This window comes from Clostridium sp. LIBA-8553 (assembly GCF_057782465.1).
Map to the genome: position 1 here is coordinate 435,987 of NZ_CM173489.1, position 25,128 is coordinate 461,114.

General features: G+C 27.9%; 22 protein-coding genes and 1 other annotated feature. Of the genes, 21 read left to right on the forward strand and 1 reads right to left on the reverse strand.

The window, feature by feature from the left end; all coding sequences use genetic code 11:
* The first annotated feature begins 94 nt into the window (after positions 1-94).
* The 18 genes from phnW (at position 95) to AC2JAQ_RS01880 (ending at position 18,938) form a co-directional block, all read left to right on the forward strand.
* The gene (gene phnW, locus AC2JAQ_RS01795) at positions 95-1,180 is read left to right on the forward strand and encodes a 2-aminoethylphosphonate--pyruvate transaminase (RefSeq protein WP_488457619.1); all 1,086 of its coding nucleotides are present in this window, start codon (positions 95-97) and stop codon (positions 1,178-1,180) included.
* A gap of 2 nt (positions 1,181-1,182) precedes the next feature.
* Complete coding sequence (phnX, locus tag AC2JAQ_RS01800) at positions 1,183-1,998, forward strand: phosphonoacetaldehyde hydrolase (protein ID WP_488457620.1); 816 nt, start codon at positions 1,183-1,185, stop codon at positions 1,996-1,998.
* A gap of 271 nt (positions 1,999-2,269) precedes the next feature.
* Positions 2,270-2,539 (forward strand) — a binding site (T-box leader).
* Between the two features lie 187 nt (positions 2,540-2,726).
* Positions 2,727-4,076, forward strand: a complete 1,350-nt coding sequence (brnQ, locus tag AC2JAQ_RS01805) for a branched-chain amino acid transport system II carrier protein (protein WP_488457621.1) — start codon at positions 2,727-2,729, stop codon at positions 4,074-4,076.
* A 276-nt stretch (positions 4,077-4,352) separates the two neighbouring features.
* A complete protein-coding gene (locus tag AC2JAQ_RS01810; RefSeq protein WP_488457622.1) occupies positions 4,353-5,225 on the forward strand; it encodes a YitT family protein in 873 nt (290 codons plus the stop codon).
* A 130-nt stretch (positions 5,226-5,355) separates the two neighbouring features.
* Positions 5,356-6,702 (forward strand): FAD-dependent oxidoreductase, encoded by a 1,347-nt coding sequence (locus AC2JAQ_RS01815; protein WP_488457623.1) that lies wholly within the window; start codon positions 5,356-5,358, stop codon positions 6,700-6,702.
* Positions 6,703-6,946: 244 nt separating this feature from the next.
* Positions 6,947-7,300: a DUF898 family protein gene (locus tag AC2JAQ_RS01820; RefSeq protein ID WP_488457624.1), complete on the forward strand. Its 354-nt coding sequence runs from the start codon at positions 6,947-6,949 to the stop codon at positions 7,298-7,300.
* A gap of 195 nt (positions 7,301-7,495) precedes the next feature.
* Complete coding sequence (locus AC2JAQ_RS01825) at positions 7,496-8,320, forward strand: Cof-type HAD-IIB family hydrolase (protein ID WP_488457625.1); 825 nt, start codon at positions 7,496-7,498, stop codon at positions 8,318-8,320.
* Between the two features lie 143 nt (positions 8,321-8,463).
* On the forward strand, positions 8,464-9,885 hold the full coding sequence (locus AC2JAQ_RS01830; protein ID WP_488457626.1) for an NAD(P)/FAD-dependent oxidoreductase: 1,422 nt from the start codon (positions 8,464-8,466) through the stop codon (positions 9,883-9,885).
* Positions 9,886-9,889: 4 nt separating this feature from the next.
* Entirely contained in the window at positions 9,890-10,780 is an 891-nt protein-coding gene (locus tag AC2JAQ_RS01835) for an NAD(P)/FAD-dependent oxidoreductase (protein WP_488457627.1), read from the forward strand.
* Between the two features lie 263 nt (positions 10,781-11,043).
* Positions 11,044-11,421: a gamma-glutamylcyclotransferase family protein gene (locus tag AC2JAQ_RS01840; protein WP_488457628.1), complete on the forward strand. Its 378-nt coding sequence runs from the start codon at positions 11,044-11,046 to the stop codon at positions 11,419-11,421.
* A 309-nt stretch (positions 11,422-11,730) separates the two neighbouring features.
* On the forward strand, positions 11,731-12,303 hold the full coding sequence (locus AC2JAQ_RS01845; protein WP_488457629.1) for a beta-class carbonic anhydrase: 573 nt from the start codon (positions 11,731-11,733) through the stop codon (positions 12,301-12,303).
* Between the two features lie 306 nt (positions 12,304-12,609).
* The gene (locus AC2JAQ_RS01850; RefSeq protein WP_488457630.1) at positions 12,610-13,251 is read left to right on the forward strand and encodes a putative ABC transporter permease; all 642 of its coding nucleotides are present in this window, start codon (positions 12,610-12,612) and stop codon (positions 13,249-13,251) included.
* Between the two features lie 109 nt (positions 13,252-13,360).
* Positions 13,361-13,753 (forward strand): zinc ribbon domain-containing protein, encoded by a 393-nt coding sequence (locus AC2JAQ_RS01855; protein WP_488457631.1) that lies wholly within the window; start codon positions 13,361-13,363, stop codon positions 13,751-13,753.
* 71 nt (positions 13,754-13,824) lie between these two features.
* Positions 13,825-14,091 carry a hypothetical protein gene (locus tag AC2JAQ_RS01860; protein ID WP_488457632.1) on the forward strand — a complete coding sequence of 89 codons (267 nt, stop codon included), beginning with the start codon at positions 13,825-13,827 and terminating at the stop codon, positions 14,089-14,091.
* A 218-nt stretch (positions 14,092-14,309) separates the two neighbouring features.
* A complete protein-coding gene (gene htpG / locus AC2JAQ_RS01865) occupies positions 14,310-16,181 on the forward strand; it encodes a molecular chaperone HtpG (RefSeq protein ID WP_488457633.1) in 1,872 nt (623 codons plus the stop codon).
* A gap of 381 nt (positions 16,182-16,562) precedes the next feature.
* The gene (locus AC2JAQ_RS01870; protein WP_488457634.1) at positions 16,563-18,083 is read left to right on the forward strand and encodes a sodium-dependent transporter; all 1,521 of its coding nucleotides are present in this window, start codon (positions 16,563-16,565) and stop codon (positions 18,081-18,083) included.
* 139 nt (positions 18,084-18,222) lie between these two features.
* Positions 18,223-18,333, forward strand: a complete 111-nt coding sequence (locus tag AC2JAQ_RS01875; protein ID WP_488457635.1) for a MetS family NSS transporter small subunit — start codon at positions 18,223-18,225, stop codon at positions 18,331-18,333.
* A gap of 332 nt (positions 18,334-18,665) precedes the next feature.
* Positions 18,666-18,938: a hypothetical protein gene (locus AC2JAQ_RS01880; protein ID WP_488457636.1), complete on the forward strand. Its 273-nt coding sequence runs from the start codon at positions 18,666-18,668 to the stop codon at positions 18,936-18,938.
* A 112-nt stretch (positions 18,939-19,050) separates the two neighbouring features.
* Here AC2JAQ_RS01880 and AC2JAQ_RS01885 read toward each other — a convergent pair whose 3' ends face one another.
* Positions 19,051-19,866, reverse strand: a complete 816-nt coding sequence (locus AC2JAQ_RS01885; protein WP_488458760.1) for an aldo/keto reductase — start codon at positions 19,864-19,866, stop codon at positions 19,051-19,053.
* A 487-nt stretch (positions 19,867-20,353) separates the two neighbouring features.
* Between AC2JAQ_RS01885 and AC2JAQ_RS01890 the strand changes: the two genes are divergently transcribed.
* The 3 genes from AC2JAQ_RS01890 (at position 20,354) to AC2JAQ_RS01900 (ending at position 25,120) form a co-directional block, all read left to right on the forward strand.
* Positions 20,354-21,346: a LacI family DNA-binding transcriptional regulator gene (locus AC2JAQ_RS01890; RefSeq protein WP_488457637.1), complete on the forward strand. Its 993-nt coding sequence runs from the start codon at positions 20,354-20,356 to the stop codon at positions 21,344-21,346.
* A gap of 316 nt (positions 21,347-21,662) precedes the next feature.
* Positions 21,663-23,327: a glycoside hydrolase family 13 protein gene (locus AC2JAQ_RS01895; protein ID WP_488457638.1), complete on the forward strand. Its 1,665-nt coding sequence runs from the start codon at positions 21,663-21,665 to the stop codon at positions 23,325-23,327.
* Between the two features lie 143 nt (positions 23,328-23,470).
* Positions 23,471-25,120 carry a PTS transporter subunit IIBC gene (locus AC2JAQ_RS01900; protein WP_488457639.1) on the forward strand — a complete coding sequence of 550 codons (1,650 nt, stop codon included), beginning with the start codon at positions 23,471-23,473 and terminating at the stop codon, positions 25,118-25,120.
* The last annotated feature ends 8 nt before the right edge of the window (positions 25,121-25,128 follow it).

The following is a 25,128-nucleotide window of genomic DNA, read 5'->3' on the forward strand; positions in this document are numbered from 1 at the left end:
GCAAAATTAAGTTAGGTCTGAAGGGCTAGCTAAAAATCAACACTAGTTTAAAAAAGAGCCAAAGTATAAATTATAAAGTGAGAGGGAGAGAAAAATGAATTATAAACTTTTAACACCAGGACCTTTAACAACAACTAAAACAGTAAAGGAAGAAATGCTTTTTGATCGTTGTACATGGGATGATGATTATAAAGGAATAACTCAAAAAATAAGAAAAGACCTTTTAGAAATAGGAAATGTTTCAGGAGATGAGTACACTGTTGTTTTAATGCAAGGTAGTGGAAGTTTTGGAGTTGAATCAGTTTTAACAAGTACAATAAAGGACGAAGATAAAGCTTTAATTATTACTAATGGAGCTTATGGAGAAAGAATTGTTAGCATGGTTAATTGTTTGGGAATTGATAATTTAGTTTATAGCTGTGATTATGATAAGTTACCTGATAAGGATGAAATAGAAAATATTCTAAAGGAAAACTCAGAATTAACACATGTTATTATGGTTCATTGTGAAACTACAACAGGAATATTAAATCCTATTGAGGATATAGCAAAGTTATGTGAAAAATATAATAAAAGCTTTATTGTTGATGCTATGAGTAGTTTTGGAGGAATTCCAATAGATATTAAGAAATTAAAAATAGATTATTTAATTAGTAGTGCAAATAAGTGTATACAAGGGGTACCAGGATTTAGTTTTATAATAGCTAATACTAAGAAACTTTTAAAGTGTGAAGGAGTAGCAAGAAGTGTTTCTTTAGATTTATATAGTCAATGGAAGGAAATGGACAAAGATGGAAAGTGGAGATTTACATCTCCAACTCATGTAGTGGCAGCTTTTTCTAAGGCTTTAGATGAGTTAAGAGAAGAAGGTGGAGTTCAAGCAAGATATGAAAGATATAAAAAAAATAATGAACTTATTAGGGTTAGGTTAAAGGAATTAGGAATTGAAGCATATATAGATGAAAACTTACAATCACCTATAATAACAACATTCTTTTTAGATAAAAATAAATTTGAGTTTGGAGATTTTTATAAATATATAAAGGAAAGAGGATTTGTAATTTATCCAGGAAAACTTACTTATGCTGATACATTTAGAGTGGGAAATATTGGAGAAATTTATCGAGAGGATATAGAAAAACTTTGTAGCATAATTAAAAATTATATGGAGGAGAAATAAGTATGAGGAGAATAGAGGGAGTAATATTTGACTGGGCTGGAACAACTGTGGATTTTGGATGCTTTGCACCCATAAATGTATTCATAGATATATTCAAGGGTGCAGGAATAGATGTAACTATGGAAGAGGCGAGAAAGCCAATGGGGATGCTAAAAAGAGATCATATAAGAACTATGCTTGAGATGGATAGGATTAGAGGGTTATGGAGAGAAAACTATGGTAGAGAATTTACTGAAGATGATGTTGAGAAACTTCATAGTAAATTTGAAAAAACTCTTTTAGAATCTCTTTCAAAATATACTGAGCCTATACCAGAAGTTTTAGATGCAATTAAATATTTAAGAGAAAATAACATAAAAGTTGGATCAACAACAGGATATACTAATTCAATGATGGATATAGTAACTAAGGGAGCAAAAGAAAATGGTTATGAGCCAGATTTTTGGATTACTGCAGATTCAACAAATTCATGTGGGAGACCATATCCTTATATGATTTTTAGAAATTTAGAAGAATTAAAAATTTCCTCTGTTTTAAGTGCAATTAAAATTGGAGATACTGAATCAGATATAAAAGAAGGAAAAAGTGCAGGAGTATGGACTGTTGGAGTTGTTGTTGGTAGTTCTACAATGGGTTTAAGTTATGAAGAATTTAATTCTCTTTCAGTTGAAGAAAAAGAAGAGGCAATACAAGTAACTGAAAGAAAATTCTTAGAATGGGGAGCTGATTTTACTATAAGAACTATGGGAGAAATCGGAGAATTAATAGAAAAAATTAATACATTAATATCTGAAGAGAAAAGTCCGGAAAAATATTAGTTTTTATAAGAAAAAATAGCATATTTAACTGTCTATAAATATATACTAGTTATTATAAATAAAAAAACATATTAATCTCTTTTGATTAATATGTTTTTTATTGAACTTTTCAAGAAATTAAGAGATAAGTTTTCATTTTAAAATAAGAAAAATTATTCATTATAATTTATTTTCTATTAATTAATTATAGAAAATAATAAAAAATAAATAAAAAATACACTTGTAGTTGACAGGTGGAAAAATAAAAGGTAATATACATATAAATTCAAAAGCAAATTCTATGAAGAGAAAAAGTAAGAAATATTTATTGTTCCACAGAGAGTTGACAATTTGCTGAAAGTCAATGTTCAAGGTATATCTGAAAATCATCTCGGAGAAGTAAAGCTGAAGCTATGTTTTAGTAAGTTTTATCGGATTTTCACCGTTACAGGAAAAGCGTATTATTTAGTACGTATTTTAAGAGTGCTATAAGTACAATCTAATTTATTTAGGTTATATTTATAGAATTAGGGTGGTAACGCGATTAAACCTCGTCCCTTTTATAGGGACGGGGTATTTTTATTTTTAAGCTAAAATTAAAACTTAATAAAAAGAAAATTTTATTTTAAAGGGGGCTTTTTTATGGACATAGAAGGAGAAATTATAATTTTTTATAGCGATTAAAATAATTAAAAACTATGTTTTTTGGAAATACATAGTAAATAAAAATAGAAATGGGGCAAGTATTTATGAAAGATTTATCAAGAAAAGATTTATTATTAGTAAGTTTAATGTTATTTTCATTATTTTTCGGAGCAGGAAATTTAATTTTTCCACCATTTTTAGGTCAAGCGGCTGGGGGAGCCACTTGGATTACTATTTTAGGCTTTTTTGTTACGGCAGTAGGATTCCCTGTTCTAGGTGTAATTGCTGTAGCTAAATCAGGAGGATTACATGCATTGGCAAGCAGAGTAAATCCTGTTTTTGCAACTTTTTTTACAGTTCTTATTTATATTTCAATAGGTCCTGGTTTAGGAATACCTAGAGCGGGAAGTCTTCCTTTTGAGATGGCAGTGGCACCTTTTTTACCAGAAGGACTTATATCAAATAATTTAGCTTTATTTATATATACTTTTGTATTTTTTGCCGTTGCCTATTGGTTATCTTTATCACCAGCAAAGTTAGTAGATAGAATGGGAAAAGTATTAACTCCAAGTTTAATTGGATTAATAGGATTAGTTTTTGTAGCTAGTTTTTTCAGACCTTTAGGAGGGTATGGAGAAGTAACGGGTATTTATAAAGAGTCACCATTTATAAGTGGATTTTTAGATGGATACATGACTATGGATACGATAGCTGCATTAAATTTTGGGATTGTAATAGCACTTGTAATAAAATCTAAGGGAATAAAAGAGGAAAAATTTGTTGTTAAGACATCTGTGAAGGCAGGAATAATTGCTGGAGGATTATTAATATTAATATATTCAATGTTGGCTCATCTTGGAGCAACAAGTGGTGGTAGATTTGGGTTAACTGAGAATGGAGCTCAAACTCTTGGAAATATTTTCACATATATATTTGGAAGGCCGGGAGCTATCTTATTGGCCGTAATATTTACACTAGCTTGTTTAACAACTTGTGTAGGGCTTATTACTTCTTGTAGTCAATATTTTCAAACTTTAACTAAAAAAATAAATTATATTTCTTGGGTTAGAATCCTAACATTAACAAGTATGGTTTTAGCTAATATGGGGCTTAATAAAATATTAGCAGTATCAGTACCTGTTTTAAATGCAATATATCCAATGGCAATAATGCTTATTGTTTTAGCTATGTTAGATAAATATATAAAAGGGAATTCAATTGTTTATAGTACAACTATAGCATTTACAACTATAGTTAGTGTTGTTCATGCTTTAAGCGGGGCAGGTATTAATATAGAGTTTATAAATAGACTTTTTGAAAAATTACCATTTTACTCAAAGGGATTAGGATGGGTTTTACCAGCCTTCTTTGGATTGGTAATAGGATTAGTGTTAAAGTCTTTTGCAGAAAAGATTAGAGAAAAAGGCACAGAAAAAATCTTAAAAGTAAATTAAATTTTTTATATTAAAGTAGTAGAGGATTTTTCACTCTAATTTTATAAAAAATTTTCTTTGACATTTGACATATGAAAAAATACTATTATCGAATATTAATATTTTAACTTATATAGAGAGAAAATAATAAATAGTTAGTAAAAAGTATAAAATATCATAAATTGTAAAAATAGTAATTAAAACTATTTAAAAGAAAATTTTTGATGATATAATAAATTAAATAAATTTTCAAACAATAAGTAATAGTAAAAAATAACTTTGAACGGAGTGAAGTGAGTGAATAAAAAGAACAAAAGAATTTATCAGGTTGCCTATAGAATTACTGCCATAATTCTTTTTGGGGCTTTAGCTGGAATTGGGGTTAATTTTTTCTTAACACCTGCGCATATTTATTCATCAGGGGTTACAGGAATATCTCAGCTATTATCATCAATTGGTGGAGATTTCTTTAATATTCATATTGATATTTCAACATGGGTTCTAATTTTAAATCTACCACTTGCTTATTTATCCTTTAGAAAACTTGGTAAGAAATTTACTCTTTATAGTTTTCTTTCAATAATTTCATTGTCATTTTTTATAGGTTTTATTCCAACAAGAGCACTTACTGATAATCAGCTTTTAAATGCTATATTTGGTGGAGTACTTATGGGTGCTGGAGTAGGAATGTGCTTTAGAGCAGGTTTCTCTACTGGAGGTACAGATATTATAGTTTTAGTTGTACAAAAAATGACAGGTAAATCAGTTGGTCAATTGGGATTCTTAGTAAATGGAATAATTCTTTTAGTTGCAGGGTTAGTTTATGGATGGGAGCTAGCTTTATATAGTTTAGTTTCAATTTATGTAACTACCAAGGTTATAGATTTATTCTATATACAACAATTCAAGCTTACAGTAACTATTTATACTAAGAAAGAAAAAGAAATAGTTGATAGCTTAATTAAGAGTCAAATGAGAGGAGTTACAATTGGAAGAAATCTTTATGGTGGATATACTAATGAGCCATTAAGTTCAGTTACTACAGTAATTTCGAAACATGAATTACTACTTGTTAAGAAAAATGTTATGGATATAGATCCAGAGGCTTTTGTAAACATACAGCCAACAGTTGAGGTTGTAGGAAAATTCTACGATAATTCTCTTATATAATTTAGGTGGTGAAGGGTTATTTTAGTTAAATTAACTAAAGTTATAATCTTTCACTTCTTTTTTTGATTTTATAAATAAAAAACTTATGATATCATCATTAAAGAAAGTATTTAGTATAGAGGGTGAGCTTATGATAAATGTTGATTTTTCTAAATTAACTGGACAAGTTATAACTAGAGGAAATTTAGAATATGAAAAAAGTATAGAATCATGGAATAGAGCTATAAAAAAGTATCCTTTAGGAATAGTATTTTGTACTAATATTGAGGATGTAAAAAATGCTTTAGCTTGGGCTAGAGAAAATAATATTTCTTTCAGAATAAGAGTTGGACGTCATAATTATGAAGGTTATTCTACAGGAAATGATGTATTAGTAATAGACTTAAGTAAAATGAATAATATAATTATTGATGAGGAAAATATGAAAGTCACTATAGAAGGTGGCGTTAAAAATGAAGAAATATATGAGGCATTAGGTGTTTTAGGATACCCATTTCCAGGTGGGGGATGCCCCACAGTTGGGGTTGTTGGATTTACTCTAGGTGGAGGTTGGGGATATTCAAGTAGATTATTTGGACTTGGATGTGACAATCTTTTAGAAGTAAAATTCATAAACAGTAAAGGAAAAATTGTTGTTGCCAATAAAGAAGACAATTCAGAGTTATTCTGGGCTGCTAAAGGTGGTGGAGGTGGCAACTTTGGAATAGTTGTTTCAATGACATTTAAAATTCCACAAAAAATAGAAATGGCAACTTTAATAGATATAGATTATCCTAATGCAGAAAAAGAAGAGATGGTTTATGTAATAAAAACATTACAGCAAACATTTAAAAATCTAGATAGAAGAATGAATTTAAAGACGGCTATTTATAACTCAAAAGATAAAGGAATTGGAGTTAAAATTACAGGGTTATTTTATGGTAGAAAAGATGAAGCAAACGAAATATTACTTCCCTTTAAATTACCTACAAAGGTTAATTTCAATTTAAGTTACATGAGAGTTTTAGAGGCAAATAGAAAAATTGAGTATAGTCATCCTCCTTATGAAAAGTATAAATCAACAGGAAGATTTGTATTTAGAGATTATGATACTTGTGAAATAAATAAACTTATAGATATAGTTTCAAGTAGAGCAAAGGGAGCATATTATACGGCTATATCATTTTATGGGCTTGGTGGTGCAGTAGAAGATGTTGAAAAAGATTCATCAGCTTTTTACTATAGAGATGCAAGATTTATAATGGGAATACAATCTGTTTGGGAAGAGGATATCTTTGCAGAGGAAAATATAAGATGGATTAAAAATAATTTTAAATACATAGAAAGTATAACTACTGGATCATTTATAAACTTTCCTTTTAGAGATCTTAAGGATTATGAGAAAGAATATTATGGAGAAAATAAGGACAAGCTAAGAGAGATTAGAAAGAGATATGATGAAAATAGATTCTTTGCTTTTGAGCAGGGAATAAAATAATATTAGATAAATAAAGAAGCATAGAGAACTTAAAAAGTTTTCTATGCTTTTTACATATATGCATTAATTTTAAGATATTGATTAATATTTAATTATATATTTTTCATATGATTTATATTTAAATATATTTTAAAAACATTAATAATTAAGCTTTATTGATAAGTTTTCTAAATAAATTATAATATATTTAGAAAATTTGGAAATGTAGGTAAGGAAAATTTTAATAAACAAAAGGAGAATTAAAATGACTTATAAATCATCAATTACTTTAAATAAAGAAAAATATGACTCCTACTTCGATAATACAGTTAAAAATACAATTTTTCATTATTTAAAATGTTTATTATTAGGAATATTAACTTTAGGATTAGCTTATCCATGGATTCTTTGTATGAAGTATGAAGCCACTTGTAAACATACAGTTATTTGTGGAAAAAGACTAAAATTTATAGGTGATCCTAAGGAATTAATAGGACATTGGTTACTTTGGTGGGTACTAATAGTAATAACTTTTGGGCTATATGGTCTTGTAGTAAAGATTAAATTTAAACAATGGACAACCGCAAACACAATTTTTGAAGATGTTGAAATAAAATAAAAGTATTTGGCATTTAAAGTATAGAAATTTTCAATAAATTTCTATACTTTTTTTATAATCAATTTGTTTTCATTATAATATATATAATTAAAAACTTATTATTATTATTAAAAACAAATATTTAACTTATTTATAAGAAGGATATATAATAAATATGTAGACAGAGAGAATTAACAAAAGAAAGAAGTGTTTAGTATGAGTATAAAATTAATATGCATTGATATGGATGGTACGCTACTTATGGATCAACAAAAAGTTGCTGATGAGGATAAAAAAGCAATAAAAGAAGCTGTAGAAAAAGGAATAACTGTAGCAATAACAACAGGAAGAGTTTATGATTGTGCAAGAATGTACTCAGACACAATAGAATTGAAAACTCCAATTATAGCTTGTAACGGAGCATATATTGGTGGAGCTAATAATGAAGAAATATATAATAATCCTCTTAAACTTGAAGATTTAGAGGACTTTAATAGAATAACAAAGAAAAATAATTTATTTACATATGTTAATACAAACTGGGGAATTATTTCAACAAAAGAATTACCAGAAAATCATGTGTACAAAGTTTTAAATAGAACATTACCAGAGGAAGAAAGAATAAGATTAGAAGTTGTTAAAGACTTAGATGAAGCCTTCAAAAAATATGACGGAGAAATATTAAAAGGTGTTTGTGTAGAAAAAGAATTTAAAGATTCTCTAAGAGAAGCTAAGGAAGAATTAATAGGATGTACAACAGACTTAGAGGTTGTATCTTCATGGGACGATAATTTTGAAATTATGAAAAAAGGTAGTTCTAAAGGAGAGGCAGTTAAAATGCTTGCTAAGCATTTAGGAGTTTCCCAAGATGAAGTTATGTGTATTGGAGATAGTGAAAACGACTTATCAATGATAACTTGGGCAGGAACTGGTGTTGCAATGGGAAATGCTATAGATGAGGTTAAAAAGGCTGCAAATTATGTAACTTCAGATAATAAGCATGCAGGTGTTGCAGAGGCTATAAGAAAGTTTGCACTTTAAAATTAAAAGACAAGCTCTTTTAAAAAGAGTTTAAGTTTAAGACTAAGTTTTAAATTAGTGTTGATTTTTAGTTAGATTTTAAATTATACCTAAAAATCAACATTCATCTAAAATAGAGCTTAATTTAAAGAAGGAGATACGGTATGAAAGATATTATAGTTATTGGTGCTGGAGTAGTTGGATGCTCTATAGCTAGAGAATTATCAAAATATGATTTAGATGTTGTGGTTGTAGATAAAAATAGTGATGTTTCAGAGGGAGTATCAAAAGGAAATAGCGGAATAGTACATGCTGGATATAATGAAAAAGTAGGTACTTTAAAAGCTAAATTAAACATAGAGGGAAATAAAATGTTTGATGATTTATCAAGAGATTTACAATTTCCTTTCAAAAGAAATGGTGCACTCATTTTAGCATTTTCAGATGAAGATATGAAGACATTAGAAGATTTAAAGGCAAATGGTGAAAAGCTTGGAGTTGAAGGCCTTGAAATCTTAACTAAAGAAGATGCCTTAAAGGTTGAAGAAAATTTAAGTAAAGAAATAGTTGGAGCTTTAAGTGTAAAAACATCAGGTATAGTAAGTCCATATGAAATGACAATTGCTTTAGGAGAAAATGCTGCTGAAAATGGAGTAGAGTTTAAATTAAATTCAAGAGTTACTAACATAGAAAAAATACCAGATGGATATAAAATAACTTTAAATAATAAAGAAGAATTAAATGGAAAAGTCATAATAAATGCATCAGGATTAGAGGGAGCATTCCTAAACAATCTTGTAAGTATGAAGAAAAGAGAAATAGAACCAGTAAAGGGTGAATATTGTTTATTTGACAAAGTAGCTGGGGCCATGATTAATAAAACTTTATTCCAAGTTCCAAATAAATTAAGCAAAGGAGTTTTAGTGACTCCAACGGCAGAAGGAAATCTTTTAGTGGGTCCTAATGCAGAAAGTGGAGAAAAATTAGGAACATCTAGAGAGGGTATTGATGAAATTTTAGATAAGAGCAAAAAATCAGTTGAAGAGTTACCTGTAGCTAGAATTTTAAATACATTCTCAGGAATAAGACCTAAAACTAAAGATGGAGATTTCATAATAGAAGAAGCGGAAGGTGCTGAAAACTTTATTAATGTTATCGGAATTGATTCACCAGGATTAACTGCAGCTCCAGCTATAGGGGTATATGTGGTTAATATACTTAGAGAAAAATTAGACTTAGTAGAAAAGAAAAATTTCAAAGAAACTAGAGAAAAAATAGCTAGATTCGCAGAACTTTCTTTAGAAGAAAAAAATAAATTAATAAAAGAAAAACCAGCATACGGACATATGGTTTGCAAATGTGAATTTGTTACTGAAGGTGAGATAGTAGAAGCTATTCATAGACCTATACCAGCTACTACAGTTGATGCCATTAAGAGAAGAACTAGAGCTTCAATGGGAGGATGTCAAGGTGTTGGATGTACAATTCCTATAAGTAAAATCTTAAGCAGAGAATTAGGCGTGGATATAAGCGACATAAACAAAAATAGTGAAGGTTCACCAGTTATTGGTTTTAAGGAGGATTAATACTATGAGAGAATATGATTTAATTATAATTGGGGGAGGAGCATCAGGTCTTCTTTCAGCTATCAATGGTAAAAAAAATGGAATAGAAAATATTCTTTTAATAGAAAAAGATCCAAGCTTAGGTGGAGCTTTAAATTCAGCTGATTATAACATAAGTGAAAATGGTAATTTAACAGGAATAGAATATAAAGAAAGTTTATTAAAAGAATTTAATGACTTAGATGTTAATGTTAAATTAAATACTATGGTTTTAAAAATAGAAGATTCTAATGAGGTTCTTTGCACAAGTAGTGAATGTGGAGTGGAAAAGATAAAAGGTAAAAATATAATAATTGCTAATGGTGGTAAAGAAAAAAGCAGAAATGCAGTACAAATACCAGGAGATCGTACAGCAGGTGTTTTAACTGTAGGAATGGCTAAAAAAGCTTTTGGAATTAAAAATATGGTTCCAGGAAAAAATATTTTCATAGTAGGAGATAGTACTCTTTATATGATTCAAGAGGACTTAAAAAAACATAACATTAAAATTGCTGGAATCATAACTGATAAGAGTAAATATGAAGTTTTTGATTTAAGTGATAACTTATATTCTGGTTATGAAATAACTTCAATTCATGGAGAAGGAAGAGTAAATTCTGTAACTATAAAAAATGGCAATGAAAAGAAAAATATAAAATGTGATACAGTAATGTTTGCTTATCCAATGATTTCAGATGGCTTAGTTGCATTAAGAAGTGGATTAAAATTAAATCCAATCACAACAGGTCCAGAGGTAGATGAAAATTTAGAAACTTCTAAGAAAAGTATTTATGCTTGTGGAAATGCAATCTATGTGCATAAATCAATAGAAGAAATTGAAAATGAGTGTAAAAAACTTATTAGTTATGTAAAATAAATTTGACTAAATTTTATATTACTATTCATATGATTAAATCTTAGAATAGTAATATAAATAATATATAATATATTATTTAATAAATCCATTAAGAAATAATATTTGGCAATATTACATAAGGATTTATAAAATTTTAACTCTACTAAAAAATTAATTTAACTTTTTAGTAGAGTTATTTTAGTATATTATGATAGAATAAGTTAACAGATTATAGATATATTGGAATAATATATATAATATACGTTAAGAAAAGGGGAGAGTATATGGTTTATTTTGCTTATGGAAGTAATCTAAGTTTAGAACAAATGAAAAGAAGATGCCCTGAAGCTATTCCTATGATTATGGTACATCTTGATAATTATAAATTAACTTACAATAAATATGCAGATATAATTCCATGCCAAGGGGAAAAGGTATATGGAGCTATTTATGAGCTTTCAATAAATGATTTAAAAAATTTAGATGAATTTGAAGGGTATCCATATCTTTATGAAAAGATAAACTTAAAGGTTCAAGATAGCAAAGGTGTTTTTTATGAGGCATTTGCTTATGTAATGGTTGAAAAAGGAAATAAATTACCGGAAGATGACTACTTAGATATAATAAATAAGGGATACCAGGATTGGAATATTGTTTTATAAATCTAAAAATAAGGATTATGGTGAAATTTTTCATCATAATCCTATTATTTTTAATTTTTCTAGGTTATGTTTTAAGTAAATATTGATTTTTAGATTTAGTTAAAAATCAACACTAATTTGAAACAAATCGTTTTTTTAATACTAAGATTAAAGGAGAATACTTAGTTTTTTCTCTTAATAAGGCTCTAAAATTAATATTTTAGAAGAAAAAAGCTTTTAGGACATGGTTTAATATTATGATATAGTATTATAAATGTTAATTTTTTAAAATATAAAAATAAATAATAAATATAACTTAGAGGTATTGATATGGAAAAAAATTTAAAAAGATTAGATGAGATTTTATTATTTAATAAAAACTTTGTGGAAGATAAAGAATATGAAAAATATAAAGCTACAAAAAAACCAGAAAAGAAATTAGTAATTCTATCATGCATGGATACAAGACTTACAGAGCTTTTACCAAAAGCTATGAATATTAAAAATGGAGATGCTAAAATAATAAAAAATGCAGGGGCTACAATAATGCATCCTTTTGGAAGTATTGTTAGAAGCATACTTGTTGCTATTTATGAATTTAATGCAGAAGATGTTTTAGTTATTGGACATCATGGATGTGGAATGAGTAACTTGAATTCTAAGGATATGATTGAAAAAATGGAGAGCAGAGGAATAACAGAAGAAACTATTTCAACTATAAAACATTGTGGAATAGATGTAGAAAAATGGCTTCATGGATTTGGGTGTGTAGAAGAATCAGTAAAAGAGAGTGTAACATCATTAAGAAATCATCCATTAATGCCTAGTGATGTAAATATTCACGGCCTTCTAATTGATCCTCATACAGGAGAACTTAAAGTTATAGTTAATGGATACGAATAAAAAAAATTTGAAAAATTTGATAAAGGATATGATATTTAAATAAATTTATTTAAATATCATATCCTTTTATTATTATATTTTGTATGAAAATTTTATTGATTTTAAATTTAATAAGATTAGGTTTTAGTATGTTATGAAGTTCATTAGTATTTAAAAGGAATATAAAGAAAAATATAGTATTTGATAGATTTAAGAAGTTAAATCAAGAAATATAAAAGTAATAAATAAATCCAAAATATTAACTATATGTAAATTTTTTGTTATCATGATATAATTGTATCATTAAATAAATATGGAGGTGGCAAGATGTTTAATATTAATAATGTTATAAATATATATAAATTAATCTGGATATTTACCATAGGTTCTATTTTAGGATATTGTGTTGAGATGCTTTGGTGTTATATAAGAAATGGACACTTTGAAAGTAGAAAGGGATTAATTTATGGGCCAATCAGTCCAGTATACGGTATTGGAGGCATTGTTTTAACTTTATTACTTTATAGATTTATAAATTATAATGGAATAATAATATTTTTTATAAGCGCAATTATAGGAGGGGTTTTTGAATATTTATGTTCGTGGGTACAAGAAAAGGCTTTTGGAAGTGTTTCATGGGACTATGATAGCAAAAATCTTAGTATAAATGGGCGAACAAGTGTTGAATATTCAGTGTTTTGGGGAATACTAGGAGTATTTTTCTTAAGAGATATTTATCCTTTATTTGATAAATTTATGAGTTATTTTTCAGATGGAACAATAAAAATACTTACAATTATATTCTTAGTGTTTTTAATACCTGATATTATTATTTCAGCTTTAGCTGTAAGAAGAGAAGTTGCAAGAATGAAAGGTGTACAAGCCAGAAATGCTTTAGATAGATTTTTAGATAAAAAGTATCCAGATGAGTTTTTAAAGAAGATTTATCCAAATATGATATTTAAATAATAATTAAAATAGATTACTAAAAAGTAGTTAGAAATAAAATAAATTATAATTAAATAAACAAAATAAGTATATAAGTTTTATTAGATAATGTTTTTAATAGGAGAATATCATGTTTTTTATCGGAATATTTGGGGTTGAAAATAAACAAAAAGAAATAAAAGAACTAAAGACCATAAAATGTAAAACTTGTGAAATAAGGACCAGAGGAGTTTTAATAAAGAGTTATGAGTATTTTCATATTTTCTTTATTCCTATTTTTAGATGGAATGAGAAATATTACGTCATGTGTAAAAGATGTAATTCTATTTATGAAATCTCTAAGGAAAGAGGAAAAGAAATCGAAAATGACGAAAATCTAGATATTAAACTTGATGACATGGTTCTTATTCAAGAGGGAGAAAGATATGGTAAAAATGCTCTAGAAAGAAGATGTCCTAATTGTGGAAATATTTTAAAAGAAGATTATAAATATTGTCCATATTGTGGCAACAAATTACAATAACCTAAATATAACTGTGGGGGAGAAATGTTTTTTTTTAATGAACTTAAAGAGGCATAAAAAAACATAAGGAATTGGGTTTAGAAGATATTGAGGTACGTAAAAATAAAATATTAATCCTTTTAGATGGAATGAGCCTTTCACATGAGAAGGTAAAAGATAAAGTAATCGAGTTTTTAGAAAAAAATAATTTTAACTGTGAAGATACAGGAAAGCATATATCTGTGGAACCTATAATAAAGATATATGGACAGTATTTTAAAATTACCCTTAGAAACTGTATTGTAGGAAGAGTAATTCCGATACAAACAACAGTCTTAACATTAATAGACAAAAAATAAAAGTTTTAAATAACAGATACATTAAAATAAATCACGAATATCAGTGAAGTATTTTAATGTATTTTTTAGTTTAAAATAGATAATTATTAAATAACATATAAAGAGAATTTATATTGACATTAATTTCAAAAAGTGATATATATAAATTGTGTGGTTAGCACTCAATCATATAGAGTGCTAACAAAAAGGATGTTTTGTTTTGAAGGGAGTAATTAAAAGTGGAAAAAAGAGAATTTAAAGCAGAATCAAAAAGATTATTAGACATTGTAATTAACTCAATTTATACAAACAGAGAAATATTTTTAAGAGAATTAATTTCAAATGCCAGTGATGCAATAGATAAGATTTATTATAAAACTTTAGGAGATAGTTCATTAACTTTTAATAAAGATGATTATTACATTAAAATAGTACCAAACAAAGAAAATAGAACTCTTACAATATCAGATAAAGGTATTGGTATGACAGAAAAAGAACTTGATGAAAATTTAGGTGTAATAGCTAAAAGTGGTTCTTTACAATTTAAAAAAGAAAATGCTCTTGAAGAAGGCTTTGATATTATAGGACAATTCGGAGTTGGATTTTATTCATCATTTTTAGTTGCAGATCATGTTACTGTTATAACTAAAGCTTTTGGATCAGATAAAGCATGTAAATGGGAATCAGATGGGGTAGATGGATACACTATTTCAGAAGCGGAGAAAGACTCCTTTGGAACAGATATAATTTTACACTTAAAAGCAAATAATGAAGATGAAAACTATGATGAATTTTTAGAAGAATATAAATTAAAAAGTTTAATTAAAAAATATTCAGACTTTATAAGATATCCAATTAAACTTGATGTTACTAAATCAAGAATTAAAGAAGGAACAGAAAACGAACATGAAGAATATGTGGAAGAAGAAACAGTAAACAGTATGGTTCCTTTATGGAGAAAAAATAAAAATGAACTTACAGATGAAGACTATAATAATTTCTATGTGGAAAAAAGATTTGGATTTGACAAGCCCTTAAGACATATGCACATAAGTGTTGATGGGATGATAAGTTATAATGCAATTCTTTATATTCCAGAAAATATACCTTATGATTATTACACAAAAGAGTATGAAAAAGGCTTAGAGCTATACTCAAATGGTGTTTTAATAATGGATAAATGCTCAGAACTTTTACCTGATTATTTTGGATTCGTAAAAGGAATAGTAGATTCTCAAGATTTATCACTTAATATTTCAAGAGAAATGCTTCAGCATGATAGACAATTAAGCCGTATTGCTAAGAACATAAAAACTAAAATTAAAAATGAATTAGAATCTATGCTTAAAAATGATAGAGAAAGCTATGAAAAATTCTATAAATCTTTTGGTAGACAATTAAAATATGGTGTTTACGATGATTTTGGAATGAATAAAGATGAATTAAAAGATTTATTAATGTTCTATTCATCAAAAGAAAAGAAAATGGTAACTTTAGCTGAGTATGTAGAAAGAATGGCTGAGGATCAAAAATACATTTATTATGCTGTTGGTGAATCAAATGAAAGAATAGAAAAAATGCCACAGACTGAGATTGTATTAGACAAAGGATACGAAATTCTTTACTTTACTGAAGATGTGGATGAATTTGCAATAAAAATGCTTATGAACTATAAAGAAAAAGAATTTAAATCAGTATCAAGTGGTGATTTAGGAATAGAGCCAGAAGAAGAAAATAAAAAAGAAAATGAAGAAAATAAAGATATCTTTGAAGCTATGAAAGAAGCTTTAGGAGATAAAATAAGTGCAGTTAAAGCTTCAAGCAGACTTAAAAATTATCCAGTATGCTTATCAGCAGAGGGAGAAGTTTCAATAGAAATGGAAAAAATCTTAAGTGCTATGCCAAATAATCAAGGTGTAAAAGCACAAAAGGTTTTAGAAGTTAACACAAATCATGAAGTATTTAATTCATTAAAAGATTCTTTTGAAAATGATAAAGATAAATTTAATTTATATATAAAATTACTTTATAATCAAGCCCTACTTGTTGAAGGATTAAGCATTGAAGATCCAGTTGAATTTACAAATGATATATGTAAGTTAATGAAATAAATAAAAAGTTATATCTAATTTAAACTGGACTATATGTCGGGATATTTAAGAAAAGAACTAGAAAGTTAAAAACTGATTTCGGTTTTGAACCGGAGTCAGTTTTTTTATATTTTAAAGACAATTTATATAAAGGAATTTCAGAAGAAAGCATTTTAAACTTTGAAATAAATTATAGAACATCTATATTAACTGTAATGTTTAGTAAAATTTATATATTAAATAAATGATAAAATGATAATAAAAATACTGTTATATAAATATAATAATAATAAAATTAATTTAAATATATTATTTATATAAAAAATGCTTGAATTTATTGATAGGTTGTAATATTATAGATGAAAGGATTATGGAAAATAAAGATAAAAAGGGGGCGTTAAAATGGATGAAAAAAGAGAACAGTGGGGATCAAAGGTTGGGTTTATTTTAGCAGCTATAGGTTCAGCTGTAGGATTAGGTAACATTTGGAGATTTCCTTATGTAGCATATTCAAATGGAGGAGGAGCATTCCTGATACCTTATTTTTTTGCAATATTTACGGCAGGAATTCCACTTTTAATTTTAGAATATTCTCTTGGACATAAATATAGGGGGTCAACACCACTTGCAATAGCAAGAGCATCTAAAAAGTGGGAATGGATAGGTTGGTGGCCAACAATAACTTCGGCAATTATAGTAGCTTATTATTCAATGATTTTAAGCTGGGCAGTAAATTATTTTGCATTAAGTTTCACTAAAGGATGGGGCAGTGATTCAAATGCATTTTTCCATAATGATTTTCTTAATTTAAGTTCATCACCTTTTGATTTAGGTGGCATAGTTTGGTATGTGTTAGTTGGAATAGCATTAATTTGGGTTATAAATTGGTTTATTTGTTATAAGGGTGTTAAAAAAGGTATTGAGAAAGCAAATAAGATTTTATTACCTACATTAGTTTTAATTATGATAATAATAGCAGTAAAATCAGTAACTTTAGAGGGCGCAACTGAGGGGTTAAATACATTATTTACACCTGATTGGTCTATGGTTATGAAACCATCTGTTTGGATAGCGGCTTATGGACAAGTATTTTATTCCCTTAGCTTAGCTATAGGAATAATGATGACTTATTCAAGTTATCTACCTAGAAAAACAGATATAAACAATAGTGCATTTGTAACAGCTTTTGCTAACTGTAGCTTTGAGTTTTTATCAGCTATAGCAGTTTTCGCCATATTAGGATTCATGGCAACAGCTCAGGGAGTACCAGTTTCAGAAGTTGTATCAAGTGGAGTTGGACTTGCTTTTGTAGCTTTCCCACAAATATTTAGTGAAATGGGAGCTGTAGGATCATTACTTGGACCATTATTCTTCCTATGCTTAATATTTGCAGGAATAACCTCTTCAGTTTCATTAACAGAAGCAGTTTCAGCACCATTTAGAGAGAAATTTGGATGGAGTAGAAAAAAAGTTGTAACTGGAATGTGTATAATAGGATTTTTAATAAGTTCAGTATTCGCAACTGGAGCTGGATTATATATGTTAGATATTGTTGATGCCTTTATAAATAACTATGGAATAGTAGTTGTTGGATTATTAGAGGTTATATTAATTGGTTGGATTGTTACTCCAGAAAAGGTTAGAGAGCATGCTAATGGAATATCACACTTTAAAGTAGGAAAATGGTGGGATATAGCTGTTAAATTTATAACTCCAGCACTTTTAATATATATGATAATCCAAAATATTATAATTGAAATAAAAACTCCATATGGTGGATATGAATTATCAGCATTATTAGCTTATGGATGGAGCATAATAGCCCTTGGAATAATATGTGCTTTAATAATTTCTAAGAAACCTTGGAAAGATAAAAAAATTGAAGATTATGTTGAAGAGGAAGAACTGATTTCTAATGACTAATCAATAAAATAATCTGAAAATAAGGTTCCATTTTAAATTAGTATTAATTTTTATATAGGTTGAAGAGCTAGTTTAAAATAAATTTTAGCCTAAAACATAGTCTAAAATAAAAGTTATATTTATTAGAGGAGGGAATAAAATGAATACAACATCAATAGTATTTTTCTTAATAGGAGCAACCGTTTTATGGGGAGGATTTATAGTAACACTTAGTATGTTATTAAAGAATGAAAGAAAAACAGCTCAATAACAGGTGAAAATATATTTGTATTTTAATATAAAAAAAGTTTATGAAGATTAGATTAAAAATTTTTATCTTCATAAACTTTTTTATCTTTATAACTAAAATAATTTATATATTTTAATGAAATTGATAAATAGTTTATAAATAATAGAGTTTTTAATGAAGTATCCATATTAAATCTCTGTTATCAGCAGATATTGAAGTAAGCAGCGTTATGAAAGATATTGAAATTATTATTAAATTATGGTAATTTTAATATGTGAATAAAATGTTAACGTGAATTTAATAAATGAGGTTTATCCATAGATAAATATTTATTATAAAAGAGAGGTATTGGTATGGAAAAGCATAGTGATTTTCTAAAAGGCTTAAAAGAAGGTAAGGGGATTATAATTCTAATTTTAGATGAATGGTCCTTCAATAAAAAAGAGCTTGTTTCTAATGTAATAAATCATATGGAAAAGGAAGGCAAAGAATGTGTTTATGTTAGAAATTTGTCTAGTGAACCAATAGTATCAATAGATGGAAAAGAATACTCTGTTAAAATATCTAATTATGGAAATAATTATTCTTTAATACCTTCTCAAAATATAATTTTAACTCCTCAATAAATTGATATTCTATGATTTTAAAAGTGAATATTTATTGATGAAAAAGGAGTTGCGTCAAAGATTTAAATAGTAAAATTCATACAACTCCTTTTTGCTTTAATTATATAAAATTTTAAAATGTTATATGGTCTGGATCAGGTCCAATTCTCTCACCAGTATTTAAAGCAGCTATTTTATTCATATCTTCATCACTTATTTCAAAATCAAATATTTTTGAATTTTCTTCAATTCTGTGAGGAGTAATTGATTTTGGAATTGTTACTACACCCATTTGAATATCCCATCTTAAAACTATTTGAGAAATTGATTTGTTATATTTTTCAGCGAGTTCTTTCATAAGATCAATCTCAAATATTTTTCCTTGCATAAGAGGTCCCCATGCTTCTAATTGGATTCCATGTCCTTTACAGAAATTTAGAAGTTCTGGTTGAGCTAATTGTGGATGAAATTCAACTTGGTTCACCATAGGCATTATTTCTGCGACTTCTTTTAATTCTTCGATGTGATGTTCTTTGAAGTTAGAAACACCGATAGCTCTTACCTTACCTTCTTTATAAAGTTTTTCTAAAGCTTTCCAAGTTTCTTTGTTTAATGCCTTTGGCCAATGAATTAAATAAAGATCTAAATAATCAACTCCAAGCTTAGAAGTTGTTTCTTCAAATGCTTTAAGAGTACTTTCATATCCTTGATCAGTGTTCCAAACTTTGCTTGTAATAAATATTTCTTCTCTTGGAATTCCGCTTTCTTTTATTGCTATTCCAACGCTATCTTCATTTTCATAACGAGAAGCACAATCTATATGCTTATATCCTATTTTTAGTGCAGTTTTTACAGCGTCTACAGTAGTTTGCCCATTTTTAACTAGGAAAGTACCAAAGCCTAATATTGGCATTTTAACACCATTTCTTAATTCAACATATTCATTCATCATAAATTTTCTCCCCTTTTTATTTATTTAAATTTTGAACTGAAATTTTAGTCAAATTGAATTAAATTTTTATATTAATTTTATTAACTAACATTAGTAGTATTATTATTTGGATATTATCATTAGTAGTTTTTTGATTTTATGTAATTTATTTTGAATAAAATCATTTATGATATGTTTATAGAAAAGTAAACTTAAGTGGAATATAAAAATTTAATCCGAAGTTATATGGAATTGGGATTTATACTTTATATAAACTTTTCTCTTAGAAGAAATTAATTATCAGATAAATTTTCTTACAAAAATATACTAATATATTAATTAAAATTAATCAATAAATGAGAGATTTATATATTATTTTTAAATTTACTTTAAGTTAATTTATTATTTTATAAGATGAATATAATTTATGGATTTAAGTACTTTGTGGAATGTAGAAGCTTTTTATGGTATATTCTAGATAAACAATTTTGGAAGGAGTGATTTTGTGAAAGTTACTATTAAAGATGTGGCAAGAGAAGCCAATGTAGCCCCTTCTACCGTTTCAAGAGTTTTATCTGATAGTCCTAAAATTAGCGAGGAAACTAAGATAAAGGTTAATAAAGCCATAGAAAAATTAAATTATAAACCCAATGCAATAGCTAGAAGTCTTGTTAATAATAAGACTAGGATATTAGGAGTAGTTCTTCCAAATGAAGCAGATGATTTATTTAAAAATCCTTTCTTTGTTGAGGCTATGAGAGGAATGAGCATGTCAGCAGATGAGAATGGATACCATATAATGTATGCATTTAGTAAAAATGACGATGATGAGTTAAAAATAATAAAGGAATTTGCAACTAATAATTTGTTAGAAGGAATATGTTTATTATCAGTTAAGGAAGATGACAGCACTATAAAATACTTAAAAGATATAAATTTCCCTTTTGTAGTTATTGGAAGACCTGATGAAGAAGGTGTTTTATGGGTTGATAATGATAACTTTGAAGCTATGTTTAAGTTAGTTAATAAATTTATAAAAGATGGAGAGTTAGATATAGCTTTTATTGGAGGAAAGAGAAGCTGGAATGTTTCAAAAGACAGATTAAATGGATTTAAAGATGCTTTTAAAGCAAATAATTTAAATTATGATGAGACTATGGTTATTGAAGAGAAGGATTTTTCAGAAGAGTGTGGGTATTTGGCGATGAAGGAGATAATTTCAAAAAGAACTCCTAAAATAGTTGTTACTACAGATGACTTTCTTGCTTTCGGAGCAAATAGATTTTTAAATGAAGAGGGAATTGAAGGAATTAAAATAGTAGGTTTTAATAACACACCTATGACAAAATATCAAAATCCACCAATTTCGTCTATAGATATTAATGCTAGAGAGCTAGGATATGAGGCTACTAAACTACTTATAGACTATTTAAATAGCAATTTAGCAGATAGAAATGATTATTGTATAGTAGATACTGAGTTCATTGATAGAGGATAGGATTCCTCATGCAAATTGGGCAAACGTTTGCACAAAAAAGTGAGAATAAATGAGAAAATAGAAGTTAAAGAGAGAAAATAGCATGAAAATTTTCTAAAATCAATTTTGTAAAGGATTTAATTATCTGATATTATAAAAATGTAAAATGAGACTTAATTCAAAGGAGCTTCACGAACTTTGAATTTTAGCTGAATTTTATTAATTATGTTTTTTAGATAATCTAAAAAACAAATTTTTTTGAAATATGGGCAAACGTTTGCACGAATTTCAGCTTTTTAACATTCAAATAATATAAGTAAAAATACAAGGAGTAAGTATGAATAAAAGATGGTGGAAAGAATTAGTTGCATACCAGATTTATCCTAAGAGTTTTATGGATTCGAACGGTGATGGAATTGGTGATATCCAAGGAATTATATCTAAGCTAGATTACTTAAAAGATTTAGGAATTGATTTAATTTGGTTATGTCCAATGTATAAATCACCAAATCATGATAATGGATATGACATAAGTGATTATAAAGACATCTTAGATGAATTTGGAACTATGGATGATTTTAATGAGTTACTTAATGAGGTTCATAATAGAGGGATGAAACTTATTATAGATTTAGTAATAAATCATACTAGTGATGAACATCCATGGTTTATAGAATCAAGATCTTCTAAGGACAATCCTAAAAGAGATTGGTATATTTGGAGAGATGGAAAAGATGAAGTAGAACCTAACAATTGGGAGAGTATTTTTAAAGGTTCGGCTTGGGAATTTTGTGAGAATAGTGAACAATATTACTTACATTTATTTGCTAAAGAGCAACCAGATTTAAACTGGGAAAATAAAGAGGTAAGAAATGAGCTATATAAAATGATAAATTGGTGGCTTGATAAAGGAATTGATGGATTCAGAGTTGATGCCATAAGCCACATAAAAAAAGAAGAAGGTCTTAAGGATATGGATAATCCAGAGGGACTAAAATATGTTTCATCTTTTGAAAAGCATATGAATGTAGAAGGAATAAACTCTCATCTTAAAGAATTGAAAGAAGAAACTTTTTCAAAATATGATATAGTTACCGTTGGAGAAGCTAATGGAGTTAGTGCCAATGAAGCTGATCACTGGGTAGCAGAAGATGATGGAACATTTAATATGATATTTCAATTTGAACATCTTAGTCTTTGGAATTATGAAGAGGGACAAGAATTTGATGTAAAGGCATATAAAGATGTTTTAACAAATTGGCAAAATTCTTTAGAAGGAAAAGGATGGAATGCACTTTTTGTTGAAAATCATGATATACCTAGAGTTGTTTCAACTTGGGGAAATGATGATAAATATTTAACTGAGTGTGCAAAAGCTTTTGGAGCAGTTTATTTCTTACAAAAAGGAACCCCTTTTATATATCAAGGACAAGAACTTGGTATGACAAATGTTAAGTATCATAGTATTTCTGAGTATGATGATGTTAAAACCATAAATACTTACAATGAAAGAATTGAAAGCGGTGTTTCAGAAGAAATAGCATTAAAAGAAGCTTGGGTGACTTCAAGGGATAATTCAAGAACACCTATGCAATGGAACTCAAGTAAAAATGCAGGATTTACTGAAGGAAAACCTTGGATAGGAGTTAATGAGAATTATAAAACAATAAATGTAGAAGCTGAAGAAAAGGATGAAAATTCAGTTTTAAACTTCTATAAAAAGCTTATAAAACTTAAAAAGTCTAATGAAGCTTTAATCTATGGTGTATATGATTTAATACTTGAAGAAGATAGAAGTATTTATGCTTATACAAGAACTTTAAATAATGATAAGTTTTTAATAATAGCTAATTTAACAGGAGAGAACGCTAACTACAATTATGAGGGAGAAAAACTTAACTCTAAAGACTTACTTCTTAATAACTATGAAGTTTGTGAACATAATGATTTAGTAGAATTTACTTTAAGGCCTTATGAGTGTAGAGTATATAAAGTTTCTTAATAAGATTAGATTTAATTCAGAGTGGAGTTTTTACTTTGAATTTTAGCTAGATTTATCTAAAGACAAAACTTAGGGGTTAGAGTGTGTATGGACTATAACCTGAGAATGAGTGTTATAAGATTAATAATTGGAGGTATTTGAGAATGAAGAAATTTAAATTAGGGTCTTTTGATTTCTGGCAAAAGTTTGGTAAGGCATTGCTTGTAGTTGTTGCTGTAATGCCTGCTGCTGGACTTATGATTTCAATAGGTAAGGTAATGGGAATTTACATTGATGTAGATTTTGTAAGAACTATAGCGAGAGTTATGGAGGATATAGGTTGGGCAATAATTGGTAATCTAAACTTACTATTTGCCGTTGCAATAGGTGGTTCTTGGGCTAAAGAACGTGCAGGGGGAGCTTTTGCAGGTACAATAGCATTTGTTCTTATTAATAGAATTACTGGGGTAATATTTAGTGTAAGTAATGCTATGTTAGCAGCAGATTCAACTGCTACAGTTCAATCATTTACAGGACAAACACTTTTAGTTAAAGATTACTTTGTTTCAGTACTTGGCGCTCCAGCACTTAATATGGGTGTATTTGTTGGTATTATTTCAGGTTTCTTAGGAGCAGCCTTATATAATAAATATTATAACTATAATAAATTACCTAATGCATTAGCATTCTTTAATGGTAAACGTTTTGTTCCTTTTGTTGTTATACTAGGTTCAACAATAGCTGCTGTTATACTTTCTTTTGTATGGCCATTTGTACAATATGGATTAAATACTTTTGGACAATGGATAGCTACATCAAAGGATACAGCTCCAATAATAGCACCATTCTTATATGGTACATTAGAGCGTTTATTATTACCATTTGGATTACATCACATGCTTACAGTTCCAATAAACTATACAGAACTTGGTGGAGTATATCACATACTTACAGGTCCAACAGCTGGACAGGCTGTTGCAGGACAAGATCCATTATGGCTTGCTTGGATAACTGACTTAAATAACTTTAAACAAGCAGGAGACATAACTTCATATAATCAACTTATAGGCTCAGTAGTACCGGCTCGTTTCAAAGCTGGTCAAGTAATACTTTCAAGTGCATCATTAATCGGGGTAGCACTTGCTATGTACAAAAATGTTGACCCAGATAAGAAGAAAAAATATAAATCAGTATTCTTCTCAGCTGCCATAGCAGTATTTTTAACTGGGGTAACTGAACCAATCGAGTTTATGTTTATGTTTATATCACCAATATTATATGTAGTTTATGCTGTTATAGCTGGTTTAGGATTTGCTATAGCTGATATAATAAACTTAAGAGTACATGCTTTTGGATTTATAGAACTTTTAACTCGTTCACCACTTATGATAAATGCAGGCTTAACTAAAGATTTAATAAACTTTGTAATAGTTGCAGTAGTATTCTTCTTCATAAACTACTTTGTATTTAGTTTCTTAATTAAGAAATTCAAAATAGCTACACCAGGACGTATGGGTAACTATATTGATAGTGAAGACGAAAATACTGGTTCAACAAATACCAATGCTTCAATGGATGAATTAGCAGTTAAGGCTATTGAGTTATTAGGTGGAAAAGAAAATATAGTAGATGTAGATGCTTGTATGACTCGTCTTCGTGTTACTGTTAAGGAAATTGATAAGGTTGGAGACGAAAAGGCTTGGAAAGAAAATAAAGCTTTAGGTCTTATAGTTAAAGATAAAGGAGTTCAAGCTATATATGGTCCTAAAGCAGACGTATTAAAATCAGATATTCAAGATATCTTAGGTATTTAGGAGTTTAT

Excerpts from the sequence above, each read along its gene's own strand:
- AC2JAQ_RS01835 (WP_488457627.1), top strand. The coding sequence starts at position 9,890 with ATGAGAGAATATGATTTAATTATAATTGGGGGAGGAGCATCAGGTCTT.
- AC2JAQ_RS01850 (WP_488457630.1), top strand. The coding sequence starts at position 12,610 with ATGTTTAATATTAATAATGTTATAAATATATATAAATTAATCTGGATA.
- brnQ (WP_488457621.1), top strand. The coding sequence starts at position 2,727 with ATGAAAGATTTATCAAGAAAAGATTTATTATTAGTAAGTTTAATGTTA.
- AC2JAQ_RS01900 (WP_488457639.1), top strand. The coding sequence starts at position 23,471 with ATGAAGAAATTTAAATTAGGGTCTTTTGATTTCTGGCAAAAGTTTGGT.
- AC2JAQ_RS01830 (WP_488457626.1), top strand. The coding sequence starts at position 8,464 with ATGAAAGATATTATAGTTATTGGTGCTGGAGTAGTTGGATGCTCTATA.
- AC2JAQ_RS01855 (WP_488457631.1), top strand. The coding sequence starts at position 13,361 with ATGTTTTTTATCGGAATATTTGGGGTTGAAAATAAACAAAAAGAAATA.
- phnW (WP_488457619.1), top strand. The coding sequence starts at position 95 with ATGAATTATAAACTTTTAACACCAGGACCTTTAACAACAACTAAAACA.
- AC2JAQ_RS01895 (WP_488457638.1), top strand. The coding sequence starts at position 21,663 with ATGAATAAAAGATGGTGGAAAGAATTAGTTGCATACCAGATTTATCCT.
- AC2JAQ_RS01840 (WP_488457628.1), top strand. The coding sequence starts at position 11,044 with ATGGTTTATTTTGCTTATGGAAGTAATCTAAGTTTAGAACAAATGAAA.
- AC2JAQ_RS01845 (WP_488457629.1), top strand. The coding sequence starts at position 11,731 with ATGGAAAAAAATTTAAAAAGATTAGATGAGATTTTATTATTTAATAAA.
- AC2JAQ_RS01880 (WP_488457636.1), top strand. The coding sequence starts at position 18,666 with ATGGAAAAGCATAGTGATTTTCTAAAAGGCTTAAAAGAAGGTAAGGGG.
- AC2JAQ_RS01825 (WP_488457625.1), top strand. The coding sequence starts at position 7,496 with ATGAGTATAAAATTAATATGCATTGATATGGATGGTACGCTACTTATG.
- AC2JAQ_RS01885 (WP_488458760.1), bottom strand. The coding sequence starts at position 19,866 with ATGAATGAATATGTTGAATTAAGAAATGGTGTTAAAATGCCAATATTA.
- AC2JAQ_RS01815 (WP_488457623.1), top strand. The coding sequence starts at position 5,356 with ATGATAAATGTTGATTTTTCTAAATTAACTGGACAAGTTATAACTAGA.
- phnX (WP_488457620.1), top strand. The coding sequence starts at position 1,183 with ATGAGGAGAATAGAGGGAGTAATATTTGACTGGGCTGGAACAACTGTG.
- AC2JAQ_RS01870 (WP_488457634.1), top strand. The coding sequence starts at position 16,563 with ATGGATGAAAAAAGAGAACAGTGGGGATCAAAGGTTGGGTTTATTTTA.
- AC2JAQ_RS01820 (WP_488457624.1), top strand. The coding sequence starts at position 6,947 with ATGACTTATAAATCATCAATTACTTTAAATAAAGAAAAATATGACTCC.
- AC2JAQ_RS01875 (WP_488457635.1), top strand. The coding sequence starts at position 18,223 with ATGAATACAACATCAATAGTATTTTTCTTAATAGGAGCAACCGTTTTA.